At 68.7% G+C, this 20,762-nt stretch carries 22 protein-coding genes; 18 read left to right on the top strand and 4 right to left on the bottom strand.

Features of this window, described 5'->3' with window-relative positions; translation table 11 throughout:
• Positions 1-162: 162 nt before the first annotated feature.
• The 9 genes from AC1DWT_RS07070 (at position 163) to AC1DWT_RS07110 (ending at position 8,212) form a co-directional block, all read left to right on the top strand.
• Positions 163-423: a glutaredoxin family protein gene (locus AC1DWT_RS07070; protein ID WP_072939874.1), complete on the top strand. Its 261-nt coding sequence runs from the start codon at positions 163-165 to the stop codon at positions 421-423.
• 140 nt (positions 424-563) lie between these two features.
• Positions 564-1,418: a redox-sensing transcriptional repressor Rex gene (locus tag AC1DWT_RS07075; protein ID WP_072939876.1), complete on the top strand. Its 855-nt coding sequence runs from the start codon at positions 564-566 to the stop codon at positions 1,416-1,418.
• Entirely contained in the window at positions 1,415-2,851 is a 1,437-nt protein-coding gene (locus AC1DWT_RS07080) for a glutamyl-tRNA reductase (protein WP_378686498.1), read from the top strand. The genes AC1DWT_RS07075 and AC1DWT_RS07080 overlap by 4 nt, the downstream gene beginning before the upstream one ends.
• Positions 2,848-3,813, top strand: a complete 966-nt coding sequence (gene hemC, locus AC1DWT_RS07085) for a hydroxymethylbilane synthase (RefSeq protein WP_072939883.1) — start codon at positions 2,848-2,850, stop codon at positions 3,811-3,813. Before AC1DWT_RS07080 ends, hemC begins: the two co-directional genes overlap by 4 nt.
• A gap of 75 nt (positions 3,814-3,888) precedes the next feature.
• Positions 3,889-5,454, top strand: coding sequence for a bifunctional uroporphyrinogen-III C-methyltransferase/uroporphyrinogen-III synthase (locus tag AC1DWT_RS07090; protein WP_005251986.1), 1,566 nt, complete (start codon positions 3,889-3,891; stop codon positions 5,452-5,454).
• Positions 5,455-5,532: 78 nt separating this feature from the next.
• On the top strand, positions 5,533-6,507 hold the full coding sequence (gene hemB / locus AC1DWT_RS07095) for a porphobilinogen synthase (protein ID WP_072940421.1): 975 nt from the start codon (positions 5,533-5,535) through the stop codon (positions 6,505-6,507).
• 28 nt (positions 6,508-6,535) lie between these two features.
• Complete coding sequence (locus tag AC1DWT_RS07100) at positions 6,536-7,141, top strand: hypothetical protein (RefSeq protein WP_072939885.1); 606 nt, start codon at positions 6,536-6,538, stop codon at positions 7,139-7,141.
• Positions 7,142-7,397: 256 nt separating this feature from the next.
• Entirely contained in the window at positions 7,398-7,880 is a 483-nt protein-coding gene (locus tag AC1DWT_RS07105) for a hypothetical protein (protein ID WP_477920069.1), read from the top strand.
• Positions 7,877-8,212 (top strand): hypothetical protein, encoded by a 336-nt coding sequence (locus tag AC1DWT_RS07110; RefSeq protein ID WP_477920071.1) that lies wholly within the window; start codon positions 7,877-7,879, stop codon positions 8,210-8,212. The genes AC1DWT_RS07105 and AC1DWT_RS07110 overlap by 4 nt, the downstream gene beginning before the upstream one ends.
• Here the strand turns inward: AC1DWT_RS07110 and AC1DWT_RS07115 are convergent.
• Positions 8,144-10,090 carry an acyl-CoA dehydrogenase family protein gene (locus AC1DWT_RS07115; RefSeq protein ID WP_477920072.1) on the bottom strand — a complete coding sequence of 649 codons (1,947 nt, stop codon included), beginning with the start codon at positions 10,088-10,090 and terminating at the stop codon, positions 8,144-8,146. The two genes, AC1DWT_RS07110 and AC1DWT_RS07115, sit on opposite strands and share 69 nt — an antisense overlap.
• Before the next feature lie 224 nt (positions 10,091-10,314).
• Between AC1DWT_RS07115 and AC1DWT_RS07120 the strand changes: the two genes are divergently transcribed.
• Complete coding sequence (locus AC1DWT_RS07120) at positions 10,315-10,647, top strand: DUF3099 domain-containing protein (RefSeq protein WP_072939893.1); 333 nt, start codon at positions 10,315-10,317, stop codon at positions 10,645-10,647.
• Positions 10,648-10,665: 18 nt separating this feature from the next.
• Here AC1DWT_RS07120 and AC1DWT_RS07125 read toward each other — a convergent pair whose 3' ends face one another.
• Complete coding sequence (locus tag AC1DWT_RS07125) at positions 10,666-11,169, bottom strand: DUF427 domain-containing protein (RefSeq protein ID WP_072939897.1); 504 nt, start codon at positions 11,167-11,169, stop codon at positions 10,666-10,668.
• A gap of 19 nt (positions 11,170-11,188) precedes the next feature.
• Positions 11,189-12,031 carry an alpha/beta fold hydrolase gene (locus AC1DWT_RS07130; RefSeq protein ID WP_072939900.1) on the bottom strand — a complete coding sequence of 281 codons (843 nt, stop codon included), beginning with the start codon at positions 12,029-12,031 and terminating at the stop codon, positions 11,189-11,191.
• A 78-nt stretch (positions 12,032-12,109) separates the two neighbouring features.
• Between AC1DWT_RS07130 and AC1DWT_RS07135 the strand changes: the two genes are divergently transcribed.
• A complete protein-coding gene (locus AC1DWT_RS07135) occupies positions 12,110-12,568 on the top strand; it encodes a MarR family winged helix-turn-helix transcriptional regulator (protein WP_179377614.1) in 459 nt (152 codons plus the stop codon).
• Here AC1DWT_RS07135 and AC1DWT_RS07140 read toward each other — a convergent pair.
• A complete protein-coding gene (locus AC1DWT_RS07140; protein WP_012688922.1) occupies positions 12,565-13,044 on the bottom strand; it encodes an Lrp/AsnC family transcriptional regulator in 480 nt (159 codons plus the stop codon). The genes AC1DWT_RS07135 and AC1DWT_RS07140 overlap by 4 nt on opposite strands.
• 115 nt (positions 13,045-13,159) lie before the next feature.
• Between AC1DWT_RS07140 and hppD the strand changes: the two genes are divergently transcribed.
• The 7 genes from hppD (at position 13,160) to ccsB (ending at position 20,671) form a co-directional block, all read left to right on the top strand.
• Positions 13,160-14,368 (top strand): 4-hydroxyphenylpyruvate dioxygenase, encoded by a 1,209-nt coding sequence (hppD, locus tag AC1DWT_RS07145; RefSeq protein WP_477920075.1) that lies wholly within the window; start codon positions 13,160-13,162, stop codon positions 14,366-14,368.
• 180 nt (positions 14,369-14,548) lie between these two features.
• A complete protein-coding gene (gene hemL / locus AC1DWT_RS07150) occupies positions 14,549-15,874 on the top strand; it encodes a glutamate-1-semialdehyde 2,1-aminomutase (protein ID WP_072939911.1) in 1,326 nt (441 codons plus the stop codon).
• Between the two features lie 79 nt (positions 15,875-15,953).
• Positions 15,954-16,613, top strand: a complete 660-nt coding sequence (locus AC1DWT_RS07155; protein ID WP_043826371.1) for a histidine phosphatase family protein — start codon at positions 15,954-15,956, stop codon at positions 16,611-16,613.
• Entirely contained in the window at positions 16,610-17,209 is a 600-nt protein-coding gene (locus tag AC1DWT_RS07160) for a TlpA disulfide reductase family protein (protein ID WP_477920076.1), read from the top strand. The genes AC1DWT_RS07155 and AC1DWT_RS07160 overlap by 4 nt, the downstream gene beginning before the upstream one ends.
• Entirely contained in the window at positions 17,206-18,036 is an 831-nt protein-coding gene (locus tag AC1DWT_RS07165; RefSeq protein ID WP_072939917.1) for a cytochrome c biogenesis CcdA family protein, read from the top strand. The genes AC1DWT_RS07160 and AC1DWT_RS07165 overlap by 4 nt, the downstream gene beginning before the upstream one ends.
• Positions 18,033-19,697, top strand: a complete 1,665-nt coding sequence (gene resB / locus AC1DWT_RS07170) for a cytochrome c biogenesis protein ResB (protein WP_477920077.1) — start codon at positions 18,033-18,035, stop codon at positions 19,695-19,697. Before AC1DWT_RS07165 ends, resB begins: the two co-directional genes overlap by 4 nt.
• Positions 19,694-20,671: a c-type cytochrome biogenesis protein CcsB gene (gene ccsB, locus AC1DWT_RS07175; RefSeq protein WP_477920078.1), complete on the top strand. Its 978-nt coding sequence runs from the start codon at positions 19,694-19,696 to the stop codon at positions 20,669-20,671. Before resB ends, ccsB begins: the two co-directional genes overlap by 4 nt.
• The last annotated feature ends 91 nt before the right edge of the window (positions 20,672-20,762 follow it).

Raw genomic sequence — 20,762 nt, forward strand, 5'->3', positions numbered from 1 at the left:
CAGAAGCCTCTGGGAGCAGCCTATCCCCCGAATCGGGGACGGGGCGGGTGGATGGCCCCGCGGGGGGAACTGTGTGACGTTCATCTCCGAGCCGATTGGCGTCCGCGGACCCCGAAACGGCACAGTGACTCCACCGGAGGCGTCGAAAGGAAGTGGCGGGGCATGAGCACGGGTGGACACGAGGTGACGCTTCTCACGAGGGCGGGGTGCGGTGCGTGCGCGCCGGCCCGCGAGCGGTTGCTGGTTCTGTGCGAGGAGTTCGGGCTGGAACTGACGTGCATAGACGTCGACGCGGCGGCGGCCACGGACCCCGAAATCCGGGCCGAATTCGGCGACCGGTTGCCGGTGGTGTTGCTCGACGGACGTGAGCACAGTTACTGGGAGGTCGACGAAGAGCGCCTTCGCTCGGATTTACGCAAGTAAGGGAACCCTAAAAGTGGGATCGTCCGATGCCGTGCAGGTAGGACCGCATGTCGCGCAGTCGCAGCGACTTTGTGCATGGGTTCACAAGCAGTTACCGTGGTGTGAACAATTCCCCGGAGCATCGTGAAGAACGGCATCGAATGCCGGTCGGACGAGGAGCCAACGACGTGACCGAAACGCACCAGACGCATGGGTCTGTGGCCCCTGGCGTCACGGGGGCGGTCGGGCAGTCTGTGGTCGGGTCGCCGGCCCCCTCGGGCACCGGCGCGGCCCCGCTCGCCGAATCGCGGGACATCCCCCAGGCTACGGTGACGCGCCTCGCGACATACCTGCGGGTCCTCGGAGTGCTGACCGAACGCGGCACGATCATCGTCTCGAGCGAGGAACTCGCCGCCGCCTCCGGTGTCGGCTCCGCGAAGCTTCGCAAGGACCTTTCCTTCCTGGGCCCGAATGGTGTGCGGGGCGTCGGTTACGACGTGACGCGCCTGCGGGCCCGCATCGAGCGGGCGCTCGGCCTGGACCGCGGACACAAGGTGGTGCTCGTCGGCGTCGGGAACCTCGGCCAGGCGCTCGCCGGCTACGGCGGTTTCGGCCGGCGCGGGTTCTCCATGGTCGGACTGTTCGACAGCGACCCGGCGCGGGTCGGTGCGCCGGTGGGCGACCTCACCGTGCGGCACGTCGACGAACTCGAGCAGGCCTGCGCCGAACTCGAGGCCACCATCGGAGTCATCTCGACCCCCGACGAGGCGGCGCAGGAAGTCGCCGACCGTCTCGTGCGCGCCGGACTGCGCTGCATCCTCAGCTTCTCGCCCACCTCCCTCGACGTCCCCGATCACGTCGAGATGCGCCGCGTCGACCTCGCGGTCGAAATGCAGGTCCTGTCGTTCAACAGCGCACGCAACACGGAATCGGTACCCACCGCTCCCCGCGTCCGCATCGGACATTCGGCTGTCCCGTCCACCGCACCAAGAAACGGATCAGTGATCGCGCCGTGAGTGTTCTGCTTGTCGGGGTCTCGCACAGGACGGCCCCGGTGCCGGTTCTCGAGCGGGTGGCTGTCACCGACACCGATCGCCCGAAGTTGACGGACAAGCTTCTGGCGTCGTCGCACATCTCGGAGGCGATGATCGTCTCCACCTGCAACCGGGTGGAGATCTACGCCGTCGTCGATGCGTTCCACGGTGCGCTGGCCGAGGTCGGCGAACTGCTCGCCGACCATTCGGGGCTCGATCTGACCGATCTGCACCGGCACGCGTACGTCCGCTACAGCGAGGCTGCGGCGGAGCACCTGTTCGCCGTGGCCAGTGGTCTCGACTCGATGGTGATCGGCGAGCAGCAGATCCTGGGGCAGATCCGGACCGCGTACGCGTCCTCCGACGCCCAGCAGGCCGCGGGCCGCACGCTGCACGAACTCGCGCAGCAGGCGCTGCGCGTCGGCAAGCGGGTGCACTCGGAGACCGGTATCGACTCCGCGGGCGCGTCCGTCGTGTCCGTGGCCCTCGACCGCGCCGCCGGCATCGTCGGCGCAGGCGGACTGACCGGACGGACCGCAGTCGTGGTCGGCGCCGGATCGATGGGCGGATTGTCCGTCGCACACCTCACGCGTGCCGGGATCGGCCGCATCGTCGTCGTGAACCGCACCAAGGAGCGCGCCGAACACCTCGCCGACACGGCCCGGTCCAACGGCGTCGTGGCGGAGGCCCTCGACCTGGCCGAACTCGCGGACGCGATGGCCCAGGCGGATGTCCTCGTGACCTGTACCGGCGCGGTCGGCGCCGTCGTCACGCTCGCGGACACCCACCGCGCGCTGGCGCAGCCCGGCCGCGCTCCCGAACGCCCCCTCGTCATCTGCGACCTCGGACTGCCCCGCGACGTCGAACCCGCCGTGTCCGGTCTGCCCGGGGTCACCGTCCTCGACATGGAATCGCTGCAGCGCGATCCCGCCGCGGGCGCGGCCGCATCCGACGCCGACGCCGCCCGGACGATCGTCGCCGCCGAACTCGCCAACTACCTCGCAGGCCAGCGGCTGGCGGAGGTCACGCCGACCGTCACGGCCCTGCGCCAGCGCGCGGCGGACGTGGTCGAGGCGGAGCTCATGCGACTGGATTCGCGTCTGCCCGGACTCGACGATCCCGAGCGCGACGAGGTCGCCCGCACGGTGCGGCGAGTGGTCGACAAGCTCCTGCACGCGCCCACCGTCCGCGTGAAACAGCTCGCCTCCGCGCCCGGTGGCGACTCCTACGCCGCCGCTCTGCGCGAATTGTTCGAACTCAGCCCCGGATCCGTCGAGGCCGTAGCGAAGCCCACCGAACTCGGTGGCGCCGACCTGGGTGCCATCGACATCACCGACGGCTTCATCGCAGGCCAGGACCCGCGCCTGCGCCGCTTCGTCGGAGACGACAACCATGGGAAGGAATCGCAGGCATGAGCGCCGTCGGCACCCGTACGCTGCGGATCGGAACCCGTGGGAGTGAGCTCGCGACCACCCAGGCCGGAACCGTGCGCGACGCACTGATCTCGGCCGGGCACGACGCCGAACTCGTCATCATCAAGACCAAGGGCGACCAGTCCATGGAATCGGTGGAGAAGATCGGTGTCGGCGTCTTCACCGCCGAACTCCGGGAAGCGCTCGCCGACGGCCGGGTCGACGTGGCCGTCCACTCCTACAAGGACCTGCCGACCGCCCGCGACGAGCGGTTCACGATCGCGGCCATTCCGCCGCGCGAGGATCCCCGCGACGCGCTCGTGGCCCGCGACGGACTGGTCCTCGGTGAGCTGCCCGCCGGTTCGAAGGTCGGCACGTCCGCACCTCGGCGCACGTCGCAGTTGCGGGCGCTGGGCCTCGGCCTCGACATCCAGCCGCTGCGCGGCAACCTGCAGCGGCGCCTCGGCAAGGTCGAATCCGGTGAACTCGACGCCGTGATCCTGGCCCGGGCGGGCCTGGCGCGGATCGGGCGACTGGACCTGATCACCGAGTCCCTCGAACCGGTCCAGATGCTGCCCGCACCCGCGCAGGGCGCGCTCGCCGTCGAATGCCTGTCGGTGAACACGGCCCTCGTGGCGATCCTGTCCGAGCTCGACGACCCGAACAGCCGCGCCGCCGTCACGGCGGAACGTGCCTTGCTCGCGGAACTCGAGGCCGGTTGCACCGCGCCCGTCGGCGCCATCGCCGAGGTCGTCGAATCCCTCGACGACGACGGCCGCATCTTCGACGAACTGTCCGTCCGGGGCTGCGCCGCGGCCATCGACGGTTCCGACGTCATACGCACGGGGGCCGTGGGCTCCCCGGAGAACGCCGAAGAACTCGGCCGCTCCGTCGCGCGGGAGCTTCTCGAGCTCGGTGCGCGGGAGCTGATGAATGTCACCGAGGCCGGTGATGCCGATGTTTGATGTGCGAAGGCCGACTGATCGGCCGATCCGCTTCCTGTACCCATCTCGACACATGATCGCACTGGAGAATTACCGATGAGCCGAGTCCGTAAGAACACCCCCGGACGAATCCTGTTCGTGGGATCCGGACCGGGCGATCCGGCACTGCTCACCGTGCACGCACGGGACGTCCTTGCCGCAGCCACCCTCGCCTTCACCGACCCCGACGTCGACAAGGGCGTCACCGTTCTGGTGGGCACCGACCTGGGCGTCGACGCCGAGACCGGTGAGCCGCTCGCCGAGGTCCGTCCCGCACTGGGGGAGCCGGCGGAGGTCGCGAAGACCCTCGTCCACGAGGCGAGGAACGGCCACGACGTCGTGCGTCTGGTGTCCGGCGACCCGCTGACCACCGACTCCGTGATCGCCGAGGTCACCGCCGTCGCCCGCACCCAGGTGCAGTTCGAGGTCCTGCCGGGCCTGCCGTCCGCGTCCGCCGTCCCCTCCTACGCCGGTATGGCACTGGGGTCGGGACACACCGAGGCCGACGTCCGCGGCGAGGTCGACTGGGCAGCCCTGGCCGCCGCACCCGGACCGCTGGTCCTGCACGCCACGTCGGGTCACCTCGCCGAGACGGCGAGCGCCCTCGTCGAGCACGGTCTGGCCCCGCAGACCCCGGCCGCCATCACTGTCCGCGGCACCACCCGCCAGCAGCGCACGGTGGAAGCCACCCTCGCGACGCTGAACGAGGCCGGTTCGGAACTGGTCGGTTCGCTGGTCGTGACGGTCGGCAAGGTCGTCGCCCAGCGCAACAAGATGTCCTGGTGGGAGTCGCGCGCGCTGTACGGCTGGAAGGTCCTGGTGCCGCGCACCAAGGATCAAGCAGGCGAGATGAGCGACCGCCTCGTCACCCACGGCGCCATCCCGATCGAGGTGCCCACCATCGCCGTCGAGCCGCCCCGCAGCCCGGCACAGATGGAACGGTCCGTGAAGGGCCTCGTCGACGGCCGCTACCAGTGGGTGGTCTTCACCTCCACCAACGCGGTGCGTGCGGTGTGGGAGAAGTTCGAGGAGTTCGGGCTCGACGCCCGCGCGTTCTCCGGCGTCAAGATCGCCTGCATCGGCGAGGCCACCGCAGCCAAGGTGCGCTCGTTCGGAATCAACCCCGAACTCGTGCCGTCCGGTGAGCAGTCGAGCGAAGGCCTGCTGGCCGAATTCGCCCCGTACGACGATGTTTTCGACCCGGTCAACCGGGTTCTGCTGCCCCGCGCCGACATCGCCACCGAGACGCTCGCCGAGGGCCTGCGCGAACGCGGCTGGGAAATCGACGACGTCACCGCGTACCGCACCGTCCGGGCTGCGCCGCCGCCGGCCGAGACCCGCGAGATGATCAAGACCGGTGGGTTCGACGCCGTCTGCTTCACCTCGTCCTCGACGGTCCGCAACCTCGTCGGTATCGCCGGAAAGCCGCACGCGCGCACCCTCGTCGCCTGCATCGGTCCCAAGACCGCCGAGACGGCCATCGAGTTCGGTCTGCGCGTGGACGTGCAGCCGGAGACCGCTCAGGTCGGCCCGCTGGTGGAGGCTCTCGCAGAGCACGCCGCGCGCCTGCGCGCCGAGGGCGCACTGCCCCCGCCGCGCAAGAAGTCCCGCGCTCGGCGATAGGCGCTACGCGCCTGTGAGTGGTTGAGGAGTCCAGGGACTCGTCAACCACTCACAGGCCCGACGAAGGAGGGCATGTCCGTGTTTCCGACCCACCGCCCGCGACGGCTCCGCCGGACGCCGGCGCTTCGCCGGCTCGTGGCCGAGACTTCGCTCGAGCCACGGCATCTCGTGTTGCCGATGTTCGTCGCGGACGGGATCGACGAGCCTCGTGAGATCTCGTCGATGCCCGGCGTGTTCCAGCACACCCCCGACTCGCTGCGGCGGGCGGCCACGGAAGCGGCCGAGGCGGGGCTCGGCGGGCTCATGCTCTTCGGGGTGCCGCGTCCCGACGACAAGGATCCCGAGGGTTCGGGTGCGTCCGATCCGGACGGTATTCTGAACCGCGGATTGCGCTGGCTCGCAGACGAAGTCGGCGACGCGACGGTGATCATGGCGGACACCTGCCTGGACGAGTTCACCGACCATGGCCATTGCGGTGTTCTCGACGCGAACGGTGCGGTGGACAACGATCTCACGCTGCAGCGGTACGTCGACATGGCGGTCGCGCAGGCCGAGGCCGGTGCGCATCTGCTCGGGCCGAGCGGAATGATGGACGGCCAGGTCGGCGCCATCCGGAAGGCGCTCGACGGCGAGGGTTACACCGACGTCGGTCAGCTCGCGTACTCGGCGAAGTACGCCTCCGCGTTCTACGGGCCGTTCCGTGAGGCGGTCGGTTCGTCGTTGCAGGGCGATCGCCGTACGTACCAACAGGATTCGGCGAACCGCCGCGAATCGTTGCGTGAGGTGGACCTCGACGTCGACGAGGGTGCCGACATGGTGATGGTGAAGCCGGCGATGTCGTACCTGGACATCCTGCGCGAGACGGCGGACCGCTCGCCGGTGCCCGTTGCGGCGTATCAGATCTCGGGTGAGTACTCGATGATCACGGCCGCCGCGCAGAACGGCTGGATCGACAGGGACGCCGCGATCCTCGAATCGCTCACCAGCATCCGCCGCGCGGGCGCCGACGTCGTGCTGACCTACTGGGCGACCGAAGCGGCGGGCTGGTTGTGATCGCCTCGCAGGCGGATACGGTGGTGCCATGACCCAGCAGTGGCCACCGACACCGCCGCACCAGGCCCCGCATCAGCAGAGCCCGTCCCCGCACAATTTCCCGTACCCCCCGCCGGTGCCGCAGCCGAAGCCCGAACGTCCGGCACCGGTCGACGTCGGCACCGCGGCCCAGTTGCTGTGGGTGGTGGCCGTGCTCGGTCTGGTCCAGGCGCTGGCCGCGATGGTTCTCGTGGTGGGGGAGAAGTCGACGTTCGTCGACGAACTGATGAAGAACCCCAGCTTCACGTCCGGCGAGGTCGATATGACCCGCGACGGTGTGGAGAAGCTGTTCTACGTGGGTATCGGGTTCACGGTCGTCCTCATTCTGATCCTCACCGGGCTTTTCGTCCTGTTCGTGCACTTCATGCGGAAGGGCCGGAACTGGGCCAGGATGCTGATCACCATCGCGTGCGTGATGATGGTGGTGTGGACGATCCCGGTGCTCTTCGGTATCGGATCGGACGGAAGCGCTTCCGCGCTCGCACTCGGCGGCGTGCAGATCCTGCAGGCCGTGGTGGCAGTCGGCGCCGTCGTGCTGATGCACCGGAAGGATTCCAACAGCTACTTCCTGAGGTTGCCACCCTCCGCCGAGTAGCTTCGATTTGCTCGTGAAATATAAAGATGTACCGTGAAGTACGTCACAAGGGTAGAACGGCAGACTTCATTTCGACCGAAGGACTTTTCTCCATGCGCGCTGACGATCGAGCACACGGGTCTCGCAAAGAAGCAATGATGTTCGCGATCATCGTGGCCTTCGTGCTACTGACTCTGTTGCTCGTCGTGATCCCCGGCGTGCTGTCCTGACGAGCCCCACGTATTCCTCGCGGACCGCGATGTCGCAGGATGAGCGTGTGAGCGAAACTGCCGTCCTGTTCAGTGAGCCGGGCGCCCGCTGGCGGATGCTGGCGTTCGGTCCGGTGTTCTGCCTGATCGCCTTGATCATCGAACTTCTGACCGGCCCTGTGGTGCACTGGTTCGCGCTGTCGCTGTTCGCGGTGCTGCTCAGCGGGTTCGTCTACGTGCAGGTGGTGGCCGCGCGCAGGCATGCGAGCGTCGAACTCACGACGTCGTCGTTGCGGCAGGGCACCGAAGACCTGCCGATCACTGAGATTCTGAAGATCATGCCCCCCGCCGACCCCGAGTCGTACGAGCAGCAGCCGTGGGAAACCGCCCGGAGTCTGGGCGAACTGTCCGCGGTTCCGCGACGCCGGAAGGGCATCGGACTGCGACTGCGGGGCGGCGCCCTCGTGCAGGCGTGGGCGAAGGACGAGGTGGCACTGCGCGCGCAACTCGAATCGCTGCTCGCGAATTCGGCGGGAGGATCTTCCGAATGAACCGCCGGACCGTGACGGCGGCAGCGGAGTGGCTCGGCGCCGTGGTCGCCCTCGCCGTCGCAGTGTGGTGCTGGATCCACGCCCGGGTCACGTCGGAATTCGGTCCCGTCGCGCCGGGTGCGCCCTCGTTCGAGGGCACCGCGTATTCGGGGTCGTGGATCGCCGTCGCCGCCGCACTGGTGGCGGTCGCCGGACTGCTGGTGATCGATTCGGTGCGCCGGCTACGACCCGGCCCGGCGGGCGAACCCGCCGAGCCGGCCCCGTCACCGGAAGATCTGGGTCTTGCGGACGGTGTCGGTCCCGGGACCGTCGAGCATCGCGGAGCCGAGTAGCGCCTCGGGAACCCCGAGCCCCTCGATGAGCGTCTTCGCGTGCGGCCGCAACGACCGGCACCGCTCGTTGATTCCCCTCTGCACCGCCTTCGACCGCTCCACCGACAGTTGCCGGTGTTCCATGAACCACGCCTTGTCCTCCTCGATCACGCTCAGCGCGTAGAGGTCGCAGACATCGCTCAGCAGGTCGCGGGCCTCGTCGTCCTCGCACTCGTCGATGCCGGCGACGAACGCCTCGAGCACGATCCGGTCGATGTGAGCCTGCGCGGCGTGCAGCACATGATCCTGCACGAAATTGAAGGCGTCGAACGGGTTCTCCTCGCGCTTCTGCGCACCCTGCAGGCGGCGGGCGGCGGTCGACAGCAGGTACTGCTCCCGATCCTCGAACATCGTGAGCTGGGTGCCGCGGTTGAAGAGGCTGCCGTCCTCCTCGTTGTCCTGCCTCGTGTCGAGGATCGTCTGGATGATCTGCTGTGCGGCGGTGCGCTTCTTGACGACGTCGGAGACCGTCGTGGCCGCGAACCGCATCCATTCGACGGGGCTCATGCCGCGCACCTCGTCCGCATACGACGTGAGCAGTTCCTTGGCCACCAGCTGAGTCAGGACGTGGTTGTCGCCCTCGAACGTGGTGAACACGTCGGTGTCCGCCTTCAGCGCCGTGAGCCGGTTCTCGGCCATGTACCCGGCGCCGCCGCACGCTTCCCGGGCCTCCTGGATCGCGCGGGTGGCGTGCCAGGTGTTCGCCACCTTGAGCCCGGCGGCGCGGCCCTCGAGTTCGCGCTGTTCCTGGGGGTCGGCGTCGTCACGGCTCTGGATCTCGTGCATCGTGGCGACGAGTTCGTTCTGGGCGAATTGCAGTGCGTAGGAGCGTGCGATCAGCGGGAACAGCCTGCGCTGGTGCACGAGATAGTCCATGAGCAGCACTTCGTCCTCGGCCTGAGGCGCGTTGAACTGCCTGCGCTGCAAGGCATAACGGGTCGCGATCGACAGCGCGACACGGGCGGCGGCGCCCGCGGACCCGCCGACGGTGACGCGTCCGCGCACGAGAGTGCCCACCATCGTGAAGAAGCGGCGGTTCGCGTTGTCGATCGGTGATGTGTACGTGCCGTCCGGCTCGACATCGGCGTACTTGTTGAGTAGGTTCTCCCGCGGAATTCTCACCTGGTCGAACGTGATCCGGCCGTTGTCGACCCCGGGGAGGCCACCCTTGTAGCCGCAGTCCGACGTGTGGACGCCGGGGAGGTCGTTGCCCTCCTCGTCCCGGATCGGCACCACGAAGCAGTGCACGCCCCGGGACTCGCCGCCCGTGATCAACTGCGCGAACACCGCGGCCGTCGTCGCGTGCTGCGCCGCGCCGCCGATGTAATCCTTGCGCGAGGACGGTGTGGGGGAGTGGACGACGAATTCGGCTGTCTCCGGGTCGTACGTGGCGGTGGTCTCGAGCGCCTGCACGTCGCTGCCGTGACCCGTCTCCGTCATCGCGAAACAACCCAGCAGATCCAGGTCGACGAGACGCTTCACGTACGCCTCGTGATGGCGCGCCGTGCCGAGATTCTCGATCGCGCCGCCGAAAAGTCCCCACTGCACGCCGGCCTTGACCATCAGCGACAGGTCGGACATCGCCAGCATCTCGATGCTCGTGACGGCGGCGCCGGCGTCACCGGTGCCACCATGGTCTTTCGCGAATCCGGCGGCCGCGTAGCCGTTGCTCGCGAGCACGCGCAACTGTGCCAGCGCCTTGGCGCGGGCCTCGTCGAGGTCGGGGGTGTAGTGCGGGGCGAAGTCGGGGGCGCCGGACAATTCCGCCCTGACGCGCTCGCGTACCTCCCGCCAGCGTCCGTCGAGTGTGCTTCTCAAGTGGTCAGCTGTGGTGGCCATGACTCGACAGTAGCCGTCGCTGTGAGGCGCGCGGCGTCGGTCGCGGAACCGGCGATACCGATACCGCCGAGAAGCATTCTTGCTCTAAGCATCTGCGGTCGCCTAGGAGTGGGACACCTCCGATGTCGCACCCTTCAACCTGTACAACGTGATCTGGCGGATCCAGCACTGGATTCGCAGCGGCATCCGCGACTGACCGGGACGGTATCGGGTACTCCCGTGCGGTGAGCTTTTCCCACGCACTACGGTCCGCCGTCACAGGTGCAGGCGCTCGGTGGGCCTCCGCGCCGAGTGGCACCGCACGCCACCCGATCAGCATCACCACGGCGTCGGTGTCACTCGAGGAACAGCATCGGCGACGGGTGCGGAAGTACCTGGTCGTGGCGTCCGGCAGGACTTTCGCATTCCTGCTGTCGGCGGTGGTCTACGGAGTCACCGGCAACCCGTGGGCGGCTGTGGCGATCATCAGTGTGTCGCTTCCGCTGCCGTGGTTCGTCGCCCTGATCGTCGACGACTTGCCGCCGTGGGAGAAGGACGAGTCTCACGATAGTGGGTGAGGCGTGTGACCGCGGCGATCACCAGAAACGACTGTCGGGCCCACCCTTGAAGGGGCCGACCACCCGATCGGTGATCCAGCCGCCGTAGAACCCTCCCGCCTGGGGTCGCGCCCGCTCGCCGTCGACGAAACAGCCGTCCATCGGTCCGGGCGTGACCGCCACGTGCCCGAGAAGGAGGTCGTAGCCGGCAACCGGCCGCGGATAGTGCCACGCCGCACGCTCGGCGACGTGTCCGCCCGCGACGACGTCGAAATAGTCCGCCCGCCCCTTCCACTCGCACACCGTGCTCCCGGCGACCGGACGCAGGACGCCGTCGGCGAAGCACGACCGCGGCAGGTAGTACGTCGGCGGGTGGCTCGTCTCGAGCACTCGCAACGGGGTGCGGGTGCGCGCGACGAGTTGTCCGCCGAACCACACCTCCACCAGCTCGTCGCTCCGCCGGACCGCGGGCGGTCGCGGGTAGTCCCACACCGACTCCTGTCCCGGACCGACGGGGTCCGGCACCGGACGGCCGCTCGTCACGGGAGGTCCGCCGACGTGATCACAGCGCGGCCAGGTATCGCACCGGGTCGCGCCAGAACGCGGTGATCACGTCGGCGAGGGTGGCCGGATCCGCGATCAGTGGTGTGACGTGGCCGGCGCCGTCCACCGCGGTGGCCGCGCCGTGCGGCAAAGTCGCCGCGGCGGCACGTGCCTGCTCGAGGGAGATCATCGTGTCTGCGCGGGGGACGATCATCAGCGTCGGTGCACCGATCCGGGGGAGAAGCGGGTCCAGCCCCTCGCGGTGCAGCATGATCGACTGCATCGCCTCGTGCATGCCACGCCGCGGCGCCTGCCGGAAGGTCCGGGAGACGGCCTGGAACTGCTGCGGGTGCGTCCGTGAAAGCTCTTTGCCGAGAAGGACGTTCATCACCGCGGTCGTGAGCGGTGGAATCGGCCCGGCGATGCGGTAGGCCCACACCATCGGCACGATCCTGGCGCGTTCCCGTCGGGTGAGGGCTTGGGTCGGTGTCCCGATCGTCACGACGGTGCGGCACCGGTCGGGACTGTGGGCGGCCGCGACGAGTCCGACGTGTCCACCCCAGGCGTTGCCCACCCAGTCGACGGGTTCGATGATGTCGAGCGCGTCGAGGACGGCGACGGCCGCCGCGGCGCACTCCTCCAGCGTGAACCGTCGCTGCACGGCGGTGCTCTCCCCGTGGCCGGGTCCGTCGATCGAGATCAGCCGCCGATCCGCGACCAGGTGGCTGCGCAGGGGAGCCCACGTCGTCGAGTCGACGAAAAGGCTGTGCCAGAGCACGGTCGGCGGTCCGCTGCCGGTGACGTGGACGGCGAGGTTCCCGACGCTCGTCGGGATCGTGCGGGTGATCGTTCGTGTGTCCATGGGATGCCCCAGATGAGTGACGTCTCGAGAATTGCTTCGGAAACCGAAACTTCGGTAACCGTAGTATTCTCCTGTGTCATGGAACGGTCAAGAGGTCTGCCGACCGATCGGCCGGCGGTGGGACAGTTGCTGGTCCGTCTGCTGCACGAGTTCCGCCGGGAGTTGAGCGAACCCATGGCGGAGCGCGGGTACGGCGACATCCGGCCACCGCATCTGCAGATCTTCGGCAACATCGGCTGGGACGGGCGGCGGCTGACCGAGATCGCCGCCCGGGCCGAACTGAGTCTGTCCGCCGCGTCCGAACTGATCAACGATCTCGAGGAACTCGGGTACGTCGAGCGGGTGCCGGACACGCGGGATCGGCGGGCGAAACTCGTCGTCCCGACCACGCGGGGGCGGCAGGCGCTGCAGGACGCCGCGATACGGGTCGCCGAGATCGAGCGCCACTGGGGCGGCCTCGTCGGCCACGACCGTTTCGACGACGCCTGCTACCTGCTTAGTGCACTGCTGGACGAGCTGGGTTCCGAGGACCCCTAGGCGCGCGGTGGTGGGACCGCGGCGCGGACCAGCTGGTCGTGCCGCAGCGCGATCTGGGTCTGCGTCGCGATGACCGTCGACGAACGAAGGACGTTGTGCCCGTCGACGATCGAGTTGATCACCCGCTGCAGGTCGGCRTGGGTGCGGGCCACCACCCGGACCAGGACGTCGCCGGCGCCGGTGATCGTGTGCGCTTCCAGCACTTCGGGAATGGCGGTCAGATGCTCGACGACGGCGGCGTGTCCGTTGCCCTGGGCGATCTCGAGGGTGGCGAACGCGACCACGGGAAACCCCAGCGCCTCCGGGTCGAGGGTCGGTGCCGAACTGGTGATCACGCCGGTGCGTTCGAGCCGGTCGAGTCGCGCCTGAACCGTGCCGCGCGCCACCCCCAGGCGTCGCGACGCCTCCAGCACGCCGACCTTCGGCTCGGCATGGAGCAGGTCGAGCAGTGCGGCGTCGAGTTGATCGATGTTCATGGCGTCCCTGGTCAATATGTAGGGTCGATCCGTATTTTGATCCAGCATTCTGTACAGAGTGAACAGCGTCAAGAAGCACCGTTGCGCAGCGGTGTGTGCTGGATCACAGTGAAGTATGACTATCGCCGACATCCGCCTGACGCCGCACGAAGTGGCCGCACACCTGGAGACCGACGAGCTCCGGCAGCTGGTCGGGCTCGTCGAACACGACGACACCGCGGACCCGTTTCCCGTGGTCGCGATGGACGCCGTCGTGTTCGTGTGCGGCAATGCGACGCAGAGCATGCAGTACTTCGTCTCCACCTGGGGCATGACCCTCGTCGCCTATGCCGGGCCGGAGACCGGGCAGCGCTCGCACAAGTCGTTCGTCCTCGAATCCGGAACGGCGCGGTTCGTGCTGCACGGCGCCGTGGACCCGAAGAGCCCGCTCGCCGACCACCACCGGGCCCATGGCGACGGCGTGGTGGACCTGGCCATGGAGGTGCTCGACGTCGACCGCTGCATCGCACACGCACGCTCCCAGGGGGCCACCATCCTCGAGGAACCACGAGACGTCACCGATCAGCACGGCACCGTGCGGCTCGCGGCGATCGCCACCTACGGCAGCACCCGGCACACCCTCGTCGACCGCAGCCGGTACGACGGCCCCTACCTACCGGGATTCGTCTCGCGCTCGAGCGGTTACGCGGCGCGGCCGGGGAAACCGGCTCGCCTGTTCCAGGCGCTCGACCATGCGGTCGGCAACGTCGAGATGGGCCGGATGGATCACTGGGTGCGGTTCTACAACCGGGTCATGGGATTCACGAACRTGGCCGAATTCGTCGGCGACGACATCGCCACCGAGTACTCGGCGCTCATGTCGAAGGTCGTGGCGAACGGCAACCACCGGGTGAAGTTCCCGCTCAACGAACCGGCGGTGGGGAAGAAGAAGTCGCAGATCGACGAATACCTCGAGTTCTACGGTGAGCCGGGCTGCCAGCATCTTGCCCTCGCCACCGGCGACATCCTCGCGACCGTCGACGCGCTGCGGGCTGAGGGCGTCGAGTTCCTGGCCACCCCCGACGCCTATTACGAGGATCCGCAACTCCGAGCCCGCATCGGCACGGTGCGGGTGCCGGTGGGGGAACTGCAGAAACGCGGAATCCTCGTCGACCGCGACGAGGACGGGTACCTCCTGCAGGTCTTCACCAAACCGCTCGGCGACCGGCCGACGGTGTTCTTCGAGGTGATCGAACGGCACGGATCGCTGGGGTTCGGGGCGGGTAACTTCCGGGCCCTCTTCGAATCCATCGAGCGCGAACAGGCGGCCCGCGGCAATCTGTGAGCTCCGGTCGGCACGCGGTGCATCATCGACGGATGGCGATGATGGCGATGATGGCGATGCGGGCGATGTTCGCCTCGCTCGTCCCGGAACGTCCCGGCGCGACGGATCGGGCAGAGTGATCCTGGCCACCCACTACACCCTGTCGTTGGCAAATTCGACAGAACTGGGACACTGGAGGCCGTGACTGTTTCCTCCGGTGACCCCGACGTGCACGCTTCCCGCTCCGCCCAGCTCTTCGAGAGGGCTGATCTGGTCATTCCCGGCGGTGTCAACTCCCCGGTGCGGGCGTTCCACTCGGTCGGCGGCACCCCGCGGTTCATCAGGGAAGCGTCCGGCTACACGCTCACCGACGTCGACGGCAACGACTACGTCGACCTCATCTGCTCCTGGGGACCGATGATCCTCGGGCACGCGCACCCCGCCGTCGTCGAGGCCGTGCAGAAGGCGGCCACCACCGGCCTGTCGTTCGGCGCGCCCACCGAGGGCGAGATCGAACTGGCCGAGGAGATCGTCCGCCGCGTCGCACCGGTGGAGAAGGTGCGTTTGGTCAACTCCGGCACCGAGGCCACCATGAGCGCCGTCCGCCTCGCCCGCGGATTCACCGGCCGGACCAAGGTCCTCAAGTTCTCCGGCTGCTACCACGGACACGTCGACGCGCTGCTCGCCGACGCCGGCTCGGGTCTGGCCACGTTCGGCCTCCCCACGTCGCCCGGCGTGACGGGCGCGCAGGCCGAGGACACCATCGTCGTGCCCTACAACGATCTCGACGCCGTCGCCCAGGCGTTCGCCGCGAACGAGGGCCAGATCGCGTGCGTCATCACCGAGGCCGCCGCGGGCAACATGGGCGCGGTGGCGCCGCAGCCCGGATTCAACGAGGGCCTGCGCAAGCTGACCCGCGACAACGGCGCACTGCTCATCATGGACGAGGTGATGACCGGATTCCGGGTCAGCTCCGCCGGCTGGTTCGGGCTCGACGGCGTCGCCGGCGACCTCTACACGTTCGGCAAGGTGATGAGCGGTGGTCTGCCCGCCGCCGCGTTCGGTGGCCGCGCCGACGTCATGGCCCACCTCGCCCCCGCGGGACCCGTCTACCAGGCAGGCACCCTGTCCGGGAACCCGGTCGCCGTCGCCGCCGGGCTCGCCAGCCTGCGCGCCGCGGACCAGGGTGTGTACGACGCCCTCGAACGCAACAGCGCCACCCTGCGGACGCTGCTGTCCGACGCACTGACCGCGGCGAGCGTGCCGCACCGCGTGCAGACCGCGGGCACCATGCTCAGCGTGTTCTTCAGCGAAGACCCGGTCACCAACTACGCCGAGGCCAAGGCCGCCCAGACCTGGCGCTTCCCGGCCTTCTTCCACGGACTGCTCTCTCGCGGGGTGTACCCGCCGCCGAGCGCGTTCGAGGCGTGGTTCGTCTCCGCCGCCATGGACGACAGAGCGTTCTCGATCATCGCCGACGCCCTGCCGCACGCCGCGAAGGCCGCCGCCGCGGCCGTCCAGCCCTGACGAGTCTTCCCCTCCGGGGGCCGGCGGCCCCGCCGCCGACACCCACCTGACCTCCCGCCCCGACCCGAGGAACCGCAACGTGACCGAAGCCGATCATCCCGACCACACACAGACCCGCACCATCGTGCACGTGCTCCGGCACGGCGAGGTGCACAACCCGCGAGGGATCCTCTACGGCAGGCTCCCCGGGTTCCGGCTGTCGGTGACGGGTGAGGCGCAGGCCCGCGCGGTGGCGTCGGTGCTGGCCAAGCACGACATCACGCACGTGGTGTCCTCACCGCTGCAGCGGGCGCAGGAGACGGCCGCCCCGATCGCCGACGCACACGGCGTCGACATCGCGACGGACGAGAACCTCATCGAGGCCGGCAACGAATTCGAGGGACTCAAGGTCTCCGTCGGCGACGGCGCGCTGTCCCGTCCCCGGCACTGGTGGAAACTGCGCGACCCGTTCACACCGTCCTGGGGCGAGCCGTACCTGCAGATCGCGCACCGCATGCTGGCCGCCGTCAACACCGCCCGCGTGTCGGCGGTCGGACACGAGGCCGTCGTCGTCAGCCACCAACTCCCCGTCTGGACCCTCCGCCGGTTCCTGCAGGGGGAGCGGCTGTGGCACGATCCGCGCCACCGGCAGTGCGGTCTCGCGTCGCTGACGTCGCTCGTCTACGAGGGCGACACCCTCATCGACATCGTGTACTCGGAGCCCGCGGGCGCGTCGGATCCGAGGGTGACCGGGGCATGAACCGAGGGCGCTTCGCCGGGCTTCTCGCGGTGATCTGTACGGCCGCGGCGTCGCTGTCGGCGTGTGCGTCCGGCGACGACGCCGTGGCCCAGGGCGGCACGTTCGACTTCGTGTCGCCGGGCGGTCAGACGGAGATCTTCTACGACCCGCCTGCCGACCGCGGCACCATCGGCACGGTGTCCGGACCCGATCTGATGACCGAGGGTAAGACCACCTCGATCGACGATTTCGAAGGTCAGGTCGTGGTCCTCAACGTGTGGGGGCAGTGGTGCGGCCCGTGCCGGGGTGAGGCGAACGACCTCGAGCAGGTGTACGAGGAGACCAAGGACCAGGGCGTGTCGTTCCTCGGGATCAACGTGCGGGACAACCAGCAGGACAAGGCGCAGGACTTCGTGATCGACAACAAGGTGTCGTACCCGTCGATCTACGACCCCGCCATGCGGACGATGATCGCGCTGGGCCAGAACTACCCCACGAGCGTCATCCCCACCACGATCGTGCTCGACCGGGAACACCGCGTGGCCGCGGTGTTCCTGAAGGAACTGCTCGTCGAGGACCTGAAGCCGGTGGTCGAACGGGTGGCACAGGAATCGTGAACACCAGCACTGCCCTTCTCGCCGGCGGCGTCGGCGACGCCTTCCAGTCCACCGCGGCCACCGGGCCGCTGCTGCTCGCGCTCGGCGCGTGCGTCCTCGCCGGTCTGGTGTCGTTCGCGTCGCCGTGCGTCGTGCCGCTCGTCCCCGGTTACCTGTCCTACCTCGCGGGTGTCGTCGGTGCGGACGCCCCGGCCGTCACCGCTGAGGAAGCAGCCACCCGGACGAAGACCGTGTCGGACGGACGGTTGCGGGTCGCGGGCGCCGCGGCCCTGTTCGTCGCCGGTTTCACTGTGGTGTTCGTGCTGGCCACCGCGTCGGTGTTCGGTGCCATCTCGGCCCTCGCGATCAACCGCGACGTCCTGATGCGGGTCGGCGGAGTGGTCACCATCGCCATGGGCCTGGTGTTCATCGGTCTGATCCCGGCCCTGCAGCGCGACACCCGGCTCGAGCCGCGGCGCATCTCCAGCCTGGCCGGGGCCCCGCTGCTCGGTGCCGTCTTCGCGCTGGGCTGGACGCCGTGCCTCGGACCGACCCTGGCGGGCGTCATCTCCCTCGCCGCGGGCACCGACGGTGCCACCGCGGCCCGCGGAGTGGCCCTGATCGTCGCGTACTGCCTCGGCCTCGGGTTGCCGTTCGTGATCCTCGCGCTCGGCTCGTCCCGCGCGCTGCGCGGCGTCGGCTGGCTGCGCCGCAACGCGCGCACGATTCAAATCTTCGGCGGAATCATGCTGGTGGCCGTGGGTATCGCCCTCGTCACCGGCGCGTGGGACCAGTTCGTCGGCTGGGTTCGCGACGCCTTTATCTCGGAAGTGACCCTGCCGATATGAGCGACACCCAGACCTCCGAGGCCCCGGAAGCGGCACCGGTGCCCCGTCAATCGTTGCCGGGCCGCGCGTTCGCGCTGGTCCGCAACACGTGGCGCGGCCTCACGTCCATGCGCACGGCGCTGGTGCTGCTGTTCCTGCTCGCCCTCGCCGCGATCCCGGGCGCGCTGCTGCCGCAGCGCAGCCTCAACGCAGGCAAGGTCGACGAGTACATCGCGAACCGGCCGACCCTCGGTCCGTGGATGGACAAGCTCGAACTGTTCGACGTGTTCGGCAGTTTCTGGTTCACCGCGATCTACGTCCTGCTCTTCATCTCCCTCGTCGGCTGCATCCTGCCCCGCTGCGTCGACCACGCCAAGGCGCTGCGCACCCGTCCGGTGCCCGCCCCGCGGAACCTCGCGCGACTGCCGCACCACCACGAGGACCGGGTCGACGAGACACCGGAGGAACTCGCCGCGCGCATCCGCACCCACCTGAAGGGGTGGCGGGTCGAGACCCGCGCGGGCGGGGAACGGGCCGCCCACGATGGCGAGATCACCATCTCCGCGGAGAAGGGCTACTTCCGCGAACTCGGCAACCTCGTCTTCCACCTGTCGCTCGTCGCGCTGCTCGTCGCGATCGCCGTCGGCAAGCTGTTCGGCTACGAGGGCAACGTGATCGTCGTCGCCAACGACGGTCCGGGGTTCTGCACCACGTCGCCTGCGGTGTTCGACTCGTTCAAGGCGGGCAACACCCAGGACGGCACCGGCATGACGCCGCTGTGCATCAAGGTGAAGGACTTCGCCGCCGACTACCTCGACAGCGGTCAGGCCGAGATGTTCACGTCCAACATCGCCTACCAGGCCGGCGACGACCTCGAGACGAACACCTGGCGGGACGGGCAGTTGCAGGTGAACCATCCGCTGCGCGTCGAGGGTGACCGCGTCTACCTTCAGGGACACGGGTACGCGCCGACGTTCACCGTCACGTTCCCGAACGGGGAAACCCGCACCGAGACGCTGCAGTGGCGTCCCGACGACGCGACGACGTTCCTGAGCAGCGGCGCGATGCGGTTCGACCCGCCCGGCGGCATGTACACCGACACCGACGAGCGCCGGAAGAACCAGATCGCGATCGAGGGGCTGTTCGCCCCGACCGCGCTGCTGCACGGCAACCTGCTGGCGTCGAGTTTCCCGGCGATGAACGACCCGGCCGTCGCCATCGACATCTACAAGGGCGACACCGGCCTCGACACCGGCAACCCGCAGTCGCTGTTCTCGCTCAACACGGAACTGATCAACCAGGGCCGGCTCGTGAAGCAGGACCGGGTGAATCTGAAGCCGGGGGAGAGTTCGACCCTGTCCGACGGCACCCAGGTACGGTTCGACGGCGCCGTGGACTTCGTGAACCTGCAGGTGTCGCACGACCCGGCGCAGCAGTGGGTGCTGGTGTCGGCCCTGACGATGATGGCGGGACTGCTCGTCTCACTGCTGGTCAAGCGCCGCCGGATCTGGGCCCGCATCTACCCCGCGGACGCCGCCGAGCCGCGGCCACGACGTACTGTAGTAGAGCTTGGTGGACTCGCCCGGACCGATCAGGCCGGCTGGGGCGACGAGTTCGGCCGGCTCTGCACCCGTCTGCTCACGGACGACACGAAGCCTGACGCGCAGGAGAGCCAACGATGACGACCAACGAGACACTGGCGCAATACAGCGACTGGGCCTTCCGATCAGCCTTCACCGTGCTGGTGCTGGCGCTCGTGCTGCTCATCGTGCAGTACGCGTCCACCCGTGCGCAGGCCGTGCAGGACCGGGAACTCGTGTCGGCCGGATCCGGCGCTCGCCCGTCCGAAGCGCCCGACGTCCCCGGTCGGGTGGTCGAGCAGCCGAAGAAGCCCCTGTCCGAGCGTTTCGGCGGCATGGGCGCCGCCGTGCTCGTCGTCGGCACGGTACTGATCTTCGCGTCGATCGTGCTGCGCGGATTCGCGACCGAGCGGTTCCCGCTCGGCAACATGTACGAGTTCGTGACCATGGCCTGCGCCGCCGCGCTCGTCGTCGGTCTCGCACTGCTGTCGAAGCCGGCGTACCGGTCGATGTGGGTGTTCCTGCTCGTTCCCGTCCTGATCCTGATGTTCCTCGCCGCCACCGTGCTGTACGCGGACGCGGCACCCGTGGTGCCCGCGCTGCGGTCGTACTGGCTGCCGATCCACGTCACCATCGTGAGTGTCGGTTCCGGTGTGTTCCTCGTGTCGGGCATCGCGAGCCTGTTGTTCCTGCTGCGCATGCGGTACCCGCACGGCGAGGAGGGGACGAGCGTGTTCGCGCGGATCGCGGAGCGGTTGCCGGACGCGCAGACACTGGACCGCCTGGCATACAAGACCACCATCATCGGGTTCCCGCTGTTCGGTGCCGGAGTCATCCTCGGCGCGATCTGGGCCGAGGCCGCGTGGGGCCGATTCTGGGGCTGGGACCCCAAGGAGACGGTGTCGTTCATCGCCTGGGTGATCTACGCCGCCTACCTGCACGCCCGCGCGACGTCCGGATGGCGCGACACCAAGGCCGCATGGATCAACGTGGCGGGCTTCGTCGCAATGCTGTTCAACCTGTTCATCATCAACATGGTGGTGTCGGGATTGCACTCGTACGCGGGCCTGAACTGACGGTCGCCACCGACTGATATCCTTCCGCCGCGACGTCTCCGACCGGTGAGATCCGGTGGGGACGATGGAGACTTCACGAGGGGGACGTTCA

The sequence above is a fragment of the Rhodococcus sp. P4_B6 genome (genome assembly GCF_056402215.1).